13 protein-coding genes are annotated in these 12,913 nt (G+C 62.1%); 2 read left to right on the top strand and 11 right to left on the bottom strand.

Features of this window, described 5'->3' with window-relative positions; all coding sequences use genetic code 11:
- Positions 1-78: 78 nt before the first annotated feature.
- Both gyrB and B5F39_RS05190 read right to left on the bottom strand, forming a co-directional pair.
- A complete protein-coding gene (gene gyrB, locus B5F39_RS05195) occupies positions 79-2,010 on the bottom strand; it encodes a DNA topoisomerase (ATP-hydrolyzing) subunit B (RefSeq protein ID WP_087364843.1) in 1,932 nt (643 codons plus the stop codon).
- 9 nt (positions 2,011-2,019) lie between these two features.
- The gene (locus tag B5F39_RS05190; RefSeq protein ID WP_087364656.1) at positions 2,020-2,241 is read right to left on the bottom strand and encodes a hypothetical protein; all 222 of its coding nucleotides are present in this window, start codon (positions 2,239-2,241) and stop codon (positions 2,020-2,022) included.
- Positions 2,242-2,327: 86 nt separating this feature from the next.
- Here B5F39_RS05190 and B5F39_RS05185 point away from each other — a divergent pair, with 86 nt between their 5' ends.
- Together B5F39_RS05185 and B5F39_RS05180 are read left to right on the top strand one after the other, a co-directional pair.
- The gene (locus tag B5F39_RS05185) at positions 2,328-3,521 is read left to right on the top strand and encodes a hypothetical protein (RefSeq protein ID WP_087364654.1); all 1,194 of its coding nucleotides are present in this window, start codon (positions 2,328-2,330) and stop codon (positions 3,519-3,521) included.
- Positions 3,522-3,735: 214 nt separating this feature from the next.
- A complete protein-coding gene (locus tag B5F39_RS05180) occupies positions 3,736-4,374 on the top strand; it encodes a CatA-like O-acetyltransferase (protein WP_204245040.1) in 639 nt (212 codons plus the stop codon).
- A gap of 82 nt (positions 4,375-4,456) precedes the next feature.
- Here B5F39_RS05180 and B5F39_RS05175 read toward each other — a convergent pair whose 3' ends face one another.
- The 9 genes from B5F39_RS05175 to B5F39_RS05135 all read right to left on the bottom strand — a co-directional run bounded on the left by B5F39_RS05175 (position 4,457) and on the right by B5F39_RS05135 (position 12,907).
- Entirely contained in the window at positions 4,457-5,539 is a 1,083-nt protein-coding gene (locus B5F39_RS05175) for an aminotransferase class V-fold PLP-dependent enzyme (protein WP_087364650.1), read from the bottom strand.
- A 110-nt stretch (positions 5,540-5,649) separates the two neighbouring features.
- Positions 5,650-6,114, bottom strand: a complete 465-nt coding sequence (locus B5F39_RS05170; RefSeq protein ID WP_087364648.1) for a GatB/YqeY domain-containing protein — start codon at positions 6,112-6,114, stop codon at positions 5,650-5,652.
- On the bottom strand, positions 6,114-6,302 hold the full coding sequence (rpsU, locus tag B5F39_RS05165) for a 30S ribosomal protein S21 (RefSeq protein WP_087364646.1): 189 nt from the start codon (positions 6,300-6,302) through the stop codon (positions 6,114-6,116). The genes B5F39_RS05170 and rpsU overlap by 1 nt, the downstream gene beginning before the upstream one ends.
- A 155-nt stretch (positions 6,303-6,457) precedes the next feature.
- Positions 6,458-7,075, bottom strand: a complete 618-nt coding sequence (locus B5F39_RS05160) for a DUF4125 family protein (protein ID WP_158095942.1) — start codon at positions 7,073-7,075, stop codon at positions 6,458-6,460.
- 2 nt (positions 7,076-7,077) lie between these two features.
- Positions 7,078-7,992, bottom strand: coding sequence for a DUF4037 domain-containing protein (locus B5F39_RS05155; RefSeq protein ID WP_087364643.1), 915 nt, complete (start codon positions 7,990-7,992; stop codon positions 7,078-7,080).
- 7 nt (positions 7,993-7,999) lie between these two features.
- Positions 8,000-8,845: a tetratricopeptide repeat protein gene (locus B5F39_RS05150; protein ID WP_087364641.1), complete on the bottom strand. Its 846-nt coding sequence runs from the start codon at positions 8,843-8,845 to the stop codon at positions 8,000-8,002.
- A gap of 19 nt (positions 8,846-8,864) precedes the next feature.
- Positions 8,865-10,190, bottom strand: a complete 1,326-nt coding sequence (locus B5F39_RS05145; protein ID WP_087364638.1) for a MiaB/RimO family radical SAM methylthiotransferase — start codon at positions 10,188-10,190, stop codon at positions 8,865-8,867.
- An 80-nt stretch (positions 10,191-10,270) separates the two neighbouring features.
- Positions 10,271-11,806, bottom strand: a complete 1,536-nt coding sequence (locus tag B5F39_RS05140) for an FGGY family carbohydrate kinase (RefSeq protein ID WP_087364636.1) — start codon at positions 11,804-11,806, stop codon at positions 10,271-10,273.
- 3 nt (positions 11,807-11,809) lie between these two features.
- Positions 11,810-12,907, bottom strand: coding sequence for a C45 family peptidase (locus B5F39_RS05135; protein WP_087364634.1), 1,098 nt, complete (start codon positions 12,905-12,907; stop codon positions 11,810-11,812).
- Positions 12,908-12,913: the final 6 nt, after the last annotated feature.

Here is a 12,913-nt window from a genome sequence, read left to right as displayed (position 1 = left end):
TTCCGTGTCAAGCGGAATATAAGTTACGAAAAAGCCCCGGCGGTATGTGCCGGGGCTTATGTTCTTTTTGTGAAATCGCTATATGTCCAGGTTCTTGACTTCGCGTCCGAATTCCTCGATGAATTTGCGCCGCGGCTCGACGACGTCGCCCATGAGTATGCCGAAGAGCTCGTCGGCCTCGACCGCGTCCTGCACCTCTACGCGGTTTATGACGCGGTTTTCCGGGTTCATCGTCGTGTCCCAGAGCTGCTCGGCGTTCATCTCGCCGAGTCCTTTGTAGCGCTGGACTTCGACTTTTTTGCCGTTCGCCTTGTTCTGCGCCTCTTTCATCTCTTTTTCGGAGAAGCAGTAGGTCACGTCTTTGCCGCACTGCACGCGGTAGAGCGGCGGCTGCGCGACGTAGAGGTAGCCTTTTTCGATTATCTGAGGCATGTAGCGGAAGAAGAGCGTCAGCAGCAGCGTCCTGATGTGCGCGCCGTCTACGTCGGCGTCCGCCATGATGAATATTTTGTGGTAGCGCAGCTTGTCTTCGTTGAATTCATCGCCGACGCCGCAGCCGAGCGCGAGTATGATGTTGCGTATCGTCTCGCTGCTCAATATCTTTTCGAGGCGCGCCTTCTCGACGTTGAGTATCTTTCCGCGAAGCGGGAGGATCGCCTGGAATTCGCGGTTGCGCCCCTGTTTGGCGCTGCCGCCGGCGGAGTCTCCCTCGACGATGTATATCTCGCAGTCGGCTGGGTTGCGGTTGGAGCAGTCTGCGAGCTTGCCCGGCAGCGAGAGGCTGCTCATAACGGATTTGCGCCGCACGAGGTCCTTCGCCTTCTTCGCGGCCTCGCGCGCCTGGCGCGCGCGCAGCGCGCTCTCGACTATCGGCTTGAGTATCTCGGGGCGCTCGTCGAGCGCGTTTTTGAGCCCTTCGTAGACTATCGAATCGACGATGCCCTTCACGTCGTTGTTGCCGAGCTTGGTCTTGGTCTGCCCTTCGAACTGCGGCTCCATGACCTTGACTGAGATGACGGCGGTGAGGCCTTCCTTGAGGTCGTCGCCGGTGAGGTTCGCGTCTTTGTCCTTAAGCAGTTTCTGCTTGCGCGCCTCGTCGTTGACGGCGCGCGTGACGGCTGTGCGGAAGCCCGCGACGTGGGTGCCGCCCTCGACTGTGTTGATGAGGTTGACGAAGCCGAAGAGGCGCTCGATGTAGGTGTCGTTGTACTGTATCGCGACCTCTAACTGAGTCTTGTCCTTCTCGCCGCGTATCACGACGGGCTCTTTGAAGAGGACTTCTTTGCCTTTGTTGAGGTATTCGACGAAGGACTTTATGCCGCCGGGGTAGTGGTAAGTTTTTATCTCAGGCTTCTCGGGGCGCTGGTCCTCGAAGTTTATCGTGACGTGCGAGTTGAGGAAGGCGAGTTCGCGCAGCCTCTGTTTCAGGACGTCTGCCTGAAATTCCGTCGTCGAGAAAATTTCGCCGTCCGGCAGGAACTGCACGCGCGTCCCGCGCAGCGTCGTGTCCCCGACGACTTCGAGCTTCGTCACGGGGTTGCCGCGTTCATAGCGCTGATGGTATTCCTTGCCGTCGCGCCATATCGTGAGGTCGAGCCACACGGAAAGCGCGTTGACGACGGAGACGCCGACGCCGTGGAGGCCGCCGGATATCGCGTATGCGCTCTTGTCGAATTTGCCTCCCGCGTGCAGCACTGTGAGGACGACCTCGGCGGCGGGACGGCCGGACTCGTGCATGCCGGTCGGGATGCCGCGTCCGTTGTCTACGACGCTGACGCTTCCGTCCTTGTGCACCGTCACGTTGATAGTGTCGCAGAAGCCCGCGAGCGATTCGTCTATCGAGTTGTCCACGACTTCGTAGACCAGATGATGCAGGCCGCGCGGCCCCTGGTCGCCTATATACATGCCGGGGCGTTTGCGTACGGCTTCGAGGCCCTCCAGAACGTGTATGTCTTTTTCGTTGTAGTCGGAGGCGTGTTCGCCGTTCTGCGGATTTACGGGAATTTCCATATCTGCCATCTATGAATTGCTCCTTTTGCGCAAGTGTTCTTTCATAAGCGCGGCGTCGGACGCCCAGCGCGCGCCGAGCCTGGCCCCGCGTTTCGCGATGGCCCGCGGTGTGAATGAGGTGTGTTCTTTTCCGCCGTTTCGTTTGAGAATAACCGTCGCGCCGTCTTCCCTGTATATCGCGACGGCGTTTTCGAGGTAGAGGACGTTTTCGCCCTCCAGAGGAATGAACATTCGCATAGTCCCCCAATCAGCTATAATTATATCATGCGGTCAAGCGGTCGTGTAACCGCGCGCTGATTACGAACGGCGGTGGTTCGGTGGGGTTTCTCTATATTCTTTCAAATTCCCCGGGCGAGGTCTCCGGCTGGATGGGGCCGGTGACGCGGGCGCTCGCGGCGGACGGCTTTCGCGCGCCGGTCGCGGCGGTGACTCTGCCGTGCCCCTACGCGAGCGGGAGGGAGGGCGCGCACGCGGGGACGATGCCTGGCGTCGCTCGCGTGATGCGTTTCCGCGAGGCGATCGGCTCGAAGAAGGAGCCGGGGCGTTCGCTCGTGCTGCAGCTCGGCGGCGACCCGATGTACGGCTGGGCGCTCTCGGCGCGGCTCGGCTGCCCGTGGATGATATACACGGCGCGCCCGCGGTGGCGCGGCAAGGTGACGCACTATTTCATACCGGACGGCGCGGCGCGCGCGCGTTTCGAGCGCGCCGGCGTAGCGCCTGAACGCTATACGGTCGTGGGCAATCTTATACTAGACAGCGTCGAAGCGTCGGACGAAGCTAAGCTCGCCGCGGCGCGCGAACGTTACGGAGATGGCTGCGAAAACATCATCGCCTTTATGCCGGGCAGCCGTCCGTTCGAATACGAGCTCGGCTTCGGCTTCTACTGCGAATGCGCGGCACTCGTGCGCGAACGCTACGACGGATGGCGCGCGGTCTTCCCGGTCGCTCCGACGGTACACGAGGAGATACTTCGCGCGGGGCTAGCGAAGACGGGGCTGTCGTGGCGCGGCGGCGAGCGCGTCGAAGAGATAATCCTGCGCGACGGCTCGCGCGCGCCGCTGGTGCGCGAAGGGCAGTACGCCGCTATAGCCGCGTCGTCGCTCGCGGTCGCATTCCCAGGGACAAACAATTTGCAGATAGCGTCGCTCGGCGTGCCGCTGCTGATGATCGCGCCGCTCAACCAGGCGCACAACATTCCGCTCGACGGGCTCGCCGGTTCGCTGCCACGCCGCAGCGCGGCGGCGGTCGCGTTCAGAAAAAAACTCGTCCACTGGTACAACGAGACTCACGAATACGTATCGCTGCCGAACATGCTCGCAGGCCGCGGGCTGCTGCCGGAGCGCCGCGAGCTGATGACGCCCGAGAGCGCCTGCCGCTACATCTCCGAGCTGATAGAGTCGCCGGAGCGCCGCCGCGCTATAAAGGAAGGCTACGCAGCGCTCGACCTTCGCCGCGGCGCGTCGGCCCACATCGCGCGGCGGATATGCGAGTATTTCGACGGAGGGCAGTAACGCCGCGCGCCGCCGTGATTACGGTATAAAATCGGAAAAGCGAGGCGTCAGGCGCGGCTTTTATGGATTTTGAAAAAGAAGGGAGGCGGTGCGGAATGAAGCTCGGGCTCGTCCCCGCTCCATGCGGGGCCTGACGGAACAGCCTGTATGGAGCGGAATGAGATTTCCGAAGGCCCTGCGTTTTTTCAGATAAAAAATGCAGGGAGGAATTGCTGTGAAATATAGGAAGATAAATCTGGACGAATGGAGCAGGGGCGGACTTTTCAAAAGTTATATCGACAATCTGCGCGTCGTTATGAGCCTGACCGCCGACGTGGACGCAGCGCCGCTGCTGGAATTTACGAAGGAAAACGGGATGAAGTTCTATCCCGTCATGATCTGGGCCGTCTCGAAGGCCGTCAACGCGCGCGGAGAATTCAGATACGGCTGGGACCGCCGCGGGGAGCTGATACAGTGGGACTTAGTCTCCCCATCCTACGCTGATTTTCACAAAGAGGACGAACGATTCACAAAATACGTCACGGAATATTCAGCCGACCTTTTCGAATTTTACGCGCGCTTTGCCGCCGGCAGGGAAAAATATAAAAACGTCCGCGGCTTCGCTGAGAACCAGCCGCCGAACTTCTTCGACGTCTCGTGCCTGCCGTGGCTGCGGTACCGTCATTTCGACATGCACGTCTTCGACGAGGGAAAATTTCTCGCGCCGGTCGTGACGTGGGGAAGATACGAGCGAGAAGGCGAAAAATGTCCAATGCCGCTCACGATGAGCGTCCATCACGCCGTAGCCGACGGCTTCCATCTCTGCCGCTTCTTTTCCGACGTTCAGGAAATTATAGATTCGTTTGAAAGATAGCGGAAGCAGTGTAAAGGGACGAAAAAAGCCGCGCCTCCGCTGCGGAGGCGCGGCCTGTGCTTTTTCCGGCGGGGCGAGGCCGTTATTTCCTCAGCACCCTCGCTATTACGTCCATACCTTTGTTGACTAGGCCGAGGTCCGCCTGGCTTCCCATGTGTCCGACGCGGAACACCTTTCCGGCGAGCGGGCCGTAGCTGCCGCCGACTGCGAGCCCTTCGGCGCGCAGCGCCGAGTCGAACTCCTTCCACGTCCAGCCGTCGGGAACAATCAGCGCGGTTACGGTCGGCGAGCAGAGCGCTTCGTCCGCTGCGTAGAGCCTGAGCCCGAGTTCCTTCGCGCGCGCGCGGCAGCATGAGGCGGCCCCGGCGTGGCGGCGGAAGACGTTTTCCGCGCCCTCGGCGAAGAAATGCTTCAGCGAGAGGTTCATCGCCGCGTTCGCGTGCCAGTTGTGCGTGTACGGCATATATCTGTCGGCGACGGCGGTCTTCCACGGTAGTATCGCGTCGTAGCCCGGGTAGTTTACTTCGGCGGCGCGCTTCCACGCGCGTCCGCTTACCGTTATCATGCTGAGGTCGGGCAGTATCGAGAGGCACTTCTGGCTGCCCATGAGGCCGAGGTCTATGCGCCAGTCGTCTACTCGCACTTCCGCGCCGCCGGCGCTCGCGACGAAGTCGACGATGAAGAGCGCGCCGCTTTCGGCGACCGCCTGCGCAATCTCAGCTATCGGGTTCAGCAGGCCGCTCGGCGTCTCGCAGTGTACGGCGGTCACGACGTCGGGGCGGAACTCCGCGAGCTTGGTGCGCAGAGCTTCGGCGCTCACGAACGCGCCGTCGGACGCTTCCAGATATTCGGCGCGCGCCCCCATCGCCTCAGCCATCTTGCCGAAGCCGTGTCCGAATATGCCGTTCGAGACGGCTAGCACTTTGTCCCCTGGCTTTATGACGCTCTTCATCGCGCCCCACAGAGCGAGCATCCCTTCGCCGGAACCTATAATCACGTCGTTTTCCGTGTGGAGCATCTTTTTGAGAAGGTTCTGGTTCTCCTCGAGAAGCTCGAAAAATTCTTCCTCGAGGTCGGTGCTTCCGTAGTCGGTCATGTAGGCTTCGCGGTATTCCGCCGGAACCGACGTCGGCCCGGGGACGAGCGGTATTTTGTAAGTTTTCATGCTTTTCTCTCCTTGTGCGCTCCGCTGCGCGCGGGCGCGGATATAGAAAAAGCGCCGGAGCGTTGGAACTCTCCGGCACTTCGTCGTTCGAATAGATCGCTATGAAATTTTTACTGGGCGAGTCCGGCGAGGTAATTCTGTACGGCGGCCCTGACTCTGTTGCCGTCGGCCTGGCCTTTGACTGCCGCCATGACTTTTCCCATCACCTTGCCCATATCCTTCGGCCCCTTGGCCCCGAGTTCTCCGGCGATTTTCGCGACAAGCTGCGCGATCTCGCCGTCGGACATCTGCGCGGGCTGATAGGCCTCGAGTATCTTCGCCTCGTCGAGCTCACGCTCGGCGCGGTCGTTCGCCCCGCCGCTCTTGTACATCTCGGCGGCTTCGACGCGCTGCTTGATGAGGCGGCGCACGAGAACAAGAACGTCGTCGTCCGTCAGCTCGTGATCCTTGCCCTTCTCGACCTGCATGAGCTGTATCGAGGATTTGAGCATACGGAGCACCGAAAGGGTCAGCTCGTCTTTATGTTTCATAGCGGCGACAAGGTCGCTCTGTACTCTAGCCGCAAGTCCGGACATTAGTAATCGGACCTCCTGCCTCTGTTTCGTGCCATCTCGGCCTTCTTACGTTTTTTGATTTCGCTGGGTTTTTCGTAATGTTCATGCTTCTTTGCTTCGCGAAGCACGCCCACCTTCCGGATCTCTCTTTTAAAACGCTTGAGGGCATCTTCTATCGACTCATTGTCGCGTCTAGTTACGGTGGTCATCAACATTCCCCCCTTTCGTTCAGCTGGGGATCAACACCTAAGCGAAATGTTTGGCGTATCCGCCCGATGTCTATCTCTGCGAATATTACATCTGCATATTATGGGGGTTACAGCGATGTTTTGTCAATAAATAATCGTGTGCAATATATTTTATTTTAATCGCCGGCCCGCCGCGTTCTAAGAATTTCTTCCGCGTGCGCGAGTCCTGCGAAGCCGCGGCGTTTGAGGCCGTTTTCTATGACGAGCTCCGCGTAGCTCTCGCCGCGCGCTTCGAGCTCCGACACTCGCGCGGCGAGCAGCCGTAGCGTGCGCTCTGAATATGTCCAGAGCTCGCCCGTCTGATAGGTCTCTATCGACGTACACTCGCCGCCCGCTCCGCTGAGCGGGCGCGCGTGAGCGGCGAGAAGAGGGTAACGGGCGGCGAAGGCAGCGTTCTGCGGCGCGAGCCGTTTCGTTATCTCCCGCGCGAGATTTTTCTTTTCTTCGGAGACGGGCGGCAGCATCGCGGCGAGCGCGCGGTTTTCCTCCGGCGCGTCTATGATCATCATGTAGCCGTATTTCTCCGCGAGCGGGTTGCGCCCTTCGGCCTTCGCCGCCTCGAGGTCGTCGCGCCAGCTTTCGAGCGTCGCTTCGTCCCACGCCTCGTACTGGCTGCCGCGCATTATCTCGAACGTCCGGAAGTCGTCCTGGCAGTCCGCGCGTCCGCCTTCGTTCTGCACCTTGTCGAAGAACGCCCATTCGAGCGCGATTATCTCTTTTATCAGTTCTTTCATCGTCATCCCACCGTTACGCTGAGTTTCCGCAGGTATTCGCTTTTTATGCGCCGCGTCGTCTCGACCGCCTGCGCGACGAGGAACGGGTCGTCGGACGACGAGAGCCCCTCTTCGCGGAGTTCGCGGCGCACGCGCGCGCATACAGATTCTATAAGATTTTCGCGATCCGCGCCTGGCTCGAAGAGCGCCGCCGTCTCGCGTGCCGATTCGGACAATTTCGGAAGTTCCTGCGCGCTGCGCGAGAGCCACTTGTAGTATGGCGCGTAGCGGCGGTTGAGCAGATGCAGCGCGGAGAAGGCCGCCTTCGCGAACTCCGCGAGCGCGAACGAAGCCGCCGCGGCGTCGCCGCGCTTTGTCATGCGCGGGTAATTGTACTGCCCGGCCTGCGCCATCGTGAAGAGGCGCGCCGCGAGCTTTTTGAGCCGCACTTCCTCTGGGTAACAGGGAAGCAGCGCCGACCTGATACGGCTGAACTCGCCCGGCGGGTCGTCGAAGACCACGCCGCTCGTCGCGGCCGCGAGCGCATGCTCCGGGATACGCAGCCACGCGGCCTCGCTTTCGGGGATTCCGCGCGAGCCCGTGAAACGCGCGTAGAAATCGCCTATGCGCATGACGCCGACGCGGGCCGCGCCCTGCGGCGTGGAGTTTCGGCGGAAGCCCATAAACTCGGCCGGCAGGCCGTCGTAGAAGCTCCGCAGCTCCGCGCCGAACTCAGCGAAATCCTCGTCGCTCAGCCAGAGGCAGAAGCCTGGGCCGAAATCATGGTCGCGCGAAATTTCGTCGTCGAAGCCGAGGCATTCCGAGCCCTCGCCCGCGAGTCCCGCGGCTATTCGTCCGGCGCGTTCGCCGAAGCGCGCCTTTATCGCATCGCGAGCGCATCTGGCGTAAAATTCACGGCAGAGTTCGAGCCCCTTCATCGCGCCGTCACCTCGCGCCTCGCGCGGCGTCCGCGAGCGCGCGGTACTTAGCCGCCTCGTCCGCCATGCCGGCGGCCTCGAACGACTTTGCGCAGCTCCGGCAGGCCGCGGCGTAGTTCGCGGTACGCCCGAAGAAACGTTCTACCGTTTCGGCGCTTTTCGCGAAATATTCGGCCGCGCGCGCGTATTCGCCGCGTATGTACGAAAGCTGTCCGCGGCACGACAGCGCGCTCGCCAAGTGAGGGTCGTCAGGCAGCGCGGAATATATCTCTTCGGCGAGCGCGAGCGAACGCTCCGCCTCGTCGAGTTTCTTTTCCGCCGTCAGGCAGTAGGCCATGTTCGTGCGGCAGGTCGCGATTTCCGCGGCGTCTTCCGGCGGCGAGAGCAGCGCGAGTGATCGCTCGAAATATCCCAGCGCCTCCGACGCGCGCCCCGCGCGCATCAGCGCCTGCGCCATGTTGTTGTAGAGGCTCGCGAATCGGTAGTCGCCGGGCGCTACGGTTTTTTCGTAAATTTCAGCGACGCGCCCGTAAAGCGCGAGCGCCTCGTCCGTCATGCGGAAGGCCGTTTTCGCAGTCGCGTAGTTCAGGAGTGCGGTCGCGTACGCGGCGCTTTCGCCGAGGCCGCGCGATTCGAGCAGAAAGAGCGCCCGCTCCGCCGAAGCGAAGCTCTTTTCCGGCTCGCCGAATACGCGCCAATAGCCCGTCAGCTCGCCGCGCAGCGACGCCTCGGAGACTGCGTCGTCCTCGCGCGCCGCGACGTCGGCGGCCTCGGACAGAAATTCTCCCGCCTCGCGCCGCCGTCCCGCGGCGAGCATCGCGTCGTATTCGGCGAGAATTTTAGACACTTCCATGAAAATCACCTCCGGCAGGTCAAATTACGGAAATTTCCTCGGAGAAGCCGGCATTCGGCGTCTCCGCCGCGAAGAGCGTCTCCGCGCGGTATCCCGCGGGCGTGAGCGAAAGCTCCTCGTTCACGCCCGCGCCGCGCGCGGGGGCCTCCGCGCGTATGTAGTTGCGCGTGAGGCCGCGCGCCGCTCCGTCCTTTATCTCCTCGGTCAGGATCGTTATTTCGCGCCCGAGCCAGCGCGAGCAGAATTTTTCGTGAAGCTCCGCCGCCGTCTCGAGAGCCTCCGCCGTCCGTTCTTTCATAACGGCGTCTGGAACGGGCGTCATCGAAGCGGCCGTCGTGCCGCTGCGCGGCGAGTAGGGGAAGACGTGGACTTTGCCGAAGCCCACGCTCTTCACGAAGTCGAGGCTGCGTCGGAAGGCCGCACCGTCCTCCGCAGGGAAGCCGACCATCAGGTCGGTGCTTATGTGCAGCGAGTCGCCGAGCGCGGCGCGCGCGCGTTCCGCTATTTTTGCGAACTCCGCGGCCGTGTAGCCGCGCCGCATGGAGGCGAGCACTCCGTCGTCGCCGGACTGGAGCGGCATGTGCAGATGCTCGCAGAAGGCCGGCGTCTCCGCGAGCGCGGAAAGCAGAGCTTCGTCCACTGCAAACGGCTCTATCGAGCCGAAGCGCAGCCGCTTCAATTCCGGCAGAGCGCCTATGCGCCGCACCAGCTCCGGCAGATTTTCGTAAAGCCCAAGATGTATGCCGGTCAGCACGATTTCGGGGCAGCCGGACTCCGTTATGCGCCGCGCCTCGTCTACGGCCTCGTCCATCGGGCGCGAAACCGGCCTGCCGCGCACGAAAGGGACTATGCAGTAGGAGCAGAAATGCGCGCAGCCGTCCTGCACCTTGAGGAACGCGCGCGTGTGGAGCCTCGGCCTGTCTAGCGAGAGCGAATCCCAGCTCGCGTCGGTCATGATGTTTTCGTTGATTTTATAGATATCCCGCGCGCCCGCTAGCCGTTCGACTATCATGTGCGGCAGCAGATGCTTTTCCCTGTTGCCTATCGTTATGTCGAGGCCCAGCTCCGCCGCTTCGCTTTCGGATATTTTCTGCGAGCTGCAGCCGCAGGCGGCTGTCACTGCGTTTGGATGTTCGCGCCGCGCGCGGCGTATTAGCTTGCGGCACTTGCGCTCCGCGACCGCCGTTATCGCGCAGGTTACTATCACTATTATGTCCGGGGCTTCGTCGTCGCGCCGCGCGCCGTGCGCCTCGAGGGCCGCGGCAATCGCCTCGCCCTCGTACTGGTTCGTGCGGCAGCCCTGTATGTGTATCGAAAATTTTTTGCCTGAAAGTATATTCGTCATGTCCTCATAATATGCGCGCGTCGTCCCCTATGGGAGCGGCGCGCGTAGTTTTCTGATTTTCTGCGGACTCGCCGCTTTCGTCATATGTTCCTTATCCTGCCCATCGCTTTGAACACCTCGCGCATCGGGCCGGCCAGCAGCTTTTGGCGCTCGGCGAATATTTTTTCGTACTTCGCCGCGTCCTTCGCGTCGGGCTCGAAGCGTCCGCGGAAGGTTATCCACTCGCGCATGGTTTCCTTGATGTCGCCGATGTCGCCTACGGAGTAGGCCGCGACCGCGGCGTCCGCCATGAGGCCGCCCTCGCTGCGCGCCGGTATGTTGTACGCGCCGCGCAGTATGTCGGCCTTTATCTGCGTCCAGAGCGGGCTCTTGCTGCCGCCCTCGGTGCCGATTATCTCGTCGAGCGGCATTCCGCACTCGCGGTAGATCTTTATCATCTGCGCGTATTCGAAGGCTATCGCCTCGAGTATCGCGCGCCACATGGAGGCGCGGTCCGCAGAGCCGAATAACCCGGCGAATACTCCGCAGGCTCCCGGCGTGTCCGGCCCTGCGCCCTGCAGATACGGATAGAAGAGCAGGCCGTTGGCCCCGGCCGGAACGTTCGCCGCGAGCCCGTCCATCTCTGCGTAAAAGAGCGGATCTCCGGCGCGCCCCGCGACGCGGTCGCGGAACCAGCGCAGCGAAAGGCCGCCGGCGCGTATCATGCTCCAGTAGAAATAGGAATCCTCGAGCGTCCCCGTCGCGAACATCATGCCCGGAGCGTTCGTTATGCGCTCGTCCGGGCCGTCCACGGCGACGGCGAATATCGATGCCGTGCCCGCCACGTCCGCCGCGAGCCCCGGCTCCAGCAGCCCCGATGCGAGAGCGGACTGCATCGTGTCGCCAGCGCCCGCGGCTATCGGTATCCCGGCGCGCAGCCCCATCTTAGAGGCCTCCTCGGGCGACAGGAAGCCGACGATGTGCCACGGCTTCACTATCTGCGGAAGTATCTCCATCGGTATGCCGAGCTCGTCCATCTGACGGCGCGACCACTTGCGCTCGCGCGCGTCGTAGCCGATGAGCCAGCCCGACATCGTCGCCCAGTCGAGAAACGCCTCGCCGGCGCGCAGCCCCGCGAGGGCGCCGAGGACGAACGGGCCGTTGTTTACGACCTTCACCGCGCGTTCGCGGAAGCCCTCGTAGTGATTGAGGAACCATCGAAGTATCAGCGGCGGCATGAACTCGTCCACGATGGCGTTCGCGCTCTCCTTTACCCATACTGGCTTAGCGTGCGCGCGCACGTAGGCGGCCTCGCCGGCGGCACGGTTGTCGAGGTAGGAGACGAACGGAGTGACGGGACGCCATTCTTCGTCGATGCCGACTATGCCGCAGATTATCCCGCTCGCCGTTATCGCGCGTATCTCCGCGGGATTCACGCCGGACTTCGATACGCATTCGCGGACGCCCTCGCGGACGTTCTCCACGAAGCCGTTCGCGTCCATCTCGGCCCAGCCGGGCTTCGGGTATGAAATTTTATTCTCGCGGTAAGCCTCGGCGACGCGTTCCGCGTCGAGCGAATATATAGCCGTCTTCGTCCCCATCGTGCCGCAGTCGAAGACGACGTAATACTGGCCCATGGTTTACTCCTCGCGCGGCTTCAGCAGAGCGCGCATATCGACCAGGCTCCAGTCCTGCACGCCGGGCATCTTGAACCACATTTCGTAGCGTTCCGGCACCGCGACGAGCTGATAGAGCGTCATGTCCGTCGTCGCGCCGAGGTCCTCGATGCGCGTGTCCATGATGTCCTTCATCACCTTGTCGTTTATCGAGCCCTTGAAGTGCTTCGCGAGCGTCAGAAGGTTCTGGCGGCGCGTGCGCGTCATCCAGAAACGTTTGTCGTCGGGGCGCGGAAGCCCCCACGAGAACTCCGTGAAGTGGTTCGTCAGCACCGTAAGGCCGAGGCGCGAATGCGACTCGCGGCGCTTGACCTCGAAGACGGGCCACTCGAAGCAGCGCGCCGTCTGCCCGTCCGCGACGCCGACGATGTAGGCGAAGTTCGCCTTCGTAGTCTTGAAGAAACTCTCTATCTCGTCGAGCGTCGAAGCCTCGAGCAGAAAGCTGAAAAGCTCGACGACCGCCGGGACGCGGCTGTCGTACCACAGAGCGCCGCCCGACGGCATACCGTTGTTGAGCTCGAGGAAGATTCCCTTCTCGTTCATGCCGTTCACCGCGTATATCTCGCCCGCGTAGCCGATCGTCGCGACGGAGAGAGAGCCGTCTCCAGGGTGGAAACAGGCGAGCGTCAGGTCGTCCGCGAGCTCGCGGAACCACGGCAGGTAATCGTAGTTGCGCCCGTATACGAGCGGACCGTCCGAGTAGTCGCCCCACGCCGCGATGCCGGTGCACTGCTGCGGCGCTAGCGACTGCGCCGCTATGACCTCTATCGCGTTGACCAGCTTCAGCTCGTCGAGCGTAAGCCCCGAGGTCTCGCTCATGCCCCGCATCAGAGACTTGAATTTATAGGGATAATTCGCGAAGAACTTCGCGGCGGACAGCGCGTGCTCCTCCGCGTTCTCAGCCTCGGCGAGCAGGCGGCCGACTCCCTTTTCATAAATGTGGCGGAGCTCCTCCGCCATCAGCGCGCCGTACTGGCGCCCCATCTCGCGCCACGTGCCGCTGAGCTCTATAACGCTCAGCCTTCCGTTCTTAGACTTCGAGCCGTTCTCAAAAGTGTTCATGGATCA

It is taken from the genome of Cloacibacillus sp. An23 (assembly GCF_002159945.1).
In the GTDB taxonomy this organism is placed as follows: domain Bacteria; phylum Synergistota; class Synergistia; order Synergistales; family Synergistaceae; genus Caccocola.
Note: the sequence above shows the minus strand (reverse complement) of the source record. Positions and strands in the feature narration are given on the sequence as shown.

Bases quoted from the DNA above. Each gene is read 5' to 3' on its own strand.
- gyrB (WP_087364843.1), bottom strand. From the start codon at position 2,010: ATGGAAATTCCCGTAAATCCGCAGAACGGCGAACACGCCTCCGACTAC.
- B5F39_RS05190 (WP_087364656.1), bottom strand. From the start codon at position 2,241: ATGTTCATTCCTCTGGAGGGCGAAAACGTCCTCTACCTCGAAAACGCC.
- B5F39_RS05175 (WP_087364650.1), bottom strand. From the start codon at position 5,539: ATGAAAACTTACAAAATACCGCTCGTCCCCGGGCCGACGTCGGTTCCG.
- B5F39_RS05170 (WP_087364648.1), bottom strand. From the start codon at position 6,114: ATGTCCGGACTTGCGGCTAGAGTACAGAGCGACCTTGTCGCCGCTATG.
- rpsU (WP_087364646.1), bottom strand. From the start codon at position 6,302: ATGACCACCGTAACTAGACGCGACAATGAGTCGATAGAAGATGCCCTC.
- B5F39_RS05160 (WP_158095942.1), bottom strand. From the start codon at position 7,075: ATGAAAGAACTGATAAAAGAGATAATCGCGCTCGAATGGGCGTTCTTC.
- B5F39_RS05155 (WP_087364643.1), bottom strand. From the start codon at position 7,992: ATGAAGGGGCTCGAACTCTGCCGTGAATTTTACGCCAGATGCGCTCGC.
- B5F39_RS05150 (WP_087364641.1), bottom strand. From the start codon at position 8,845: ATGGAAGTGTCTAAAATTCTCGCCGAATACGACGCGATGCTCGCCGCG.
- B5F39_RS05145 (WP_087364638.1), bottom strand. From the start codon at position 10,190: ATGACGAATATACTTTCAGGCAAAAAATTTTCGATACACATACAGGGC.
- B5F39_RS05140 (WP_087364636.1), bottom strand. From the start codon at position 11,806: ATGGGCCAGTATTACGTCGTCTTCGACTGCGGCACGATGGGGACGAAG.
- B5F39_RS05135 (WP_087364634.1), bottom strand. From the start codon at position 12,907: ATGAACACTTTTGAGAACGGCTCGAAGTCTAAGAACGGAAGGCTGAGC.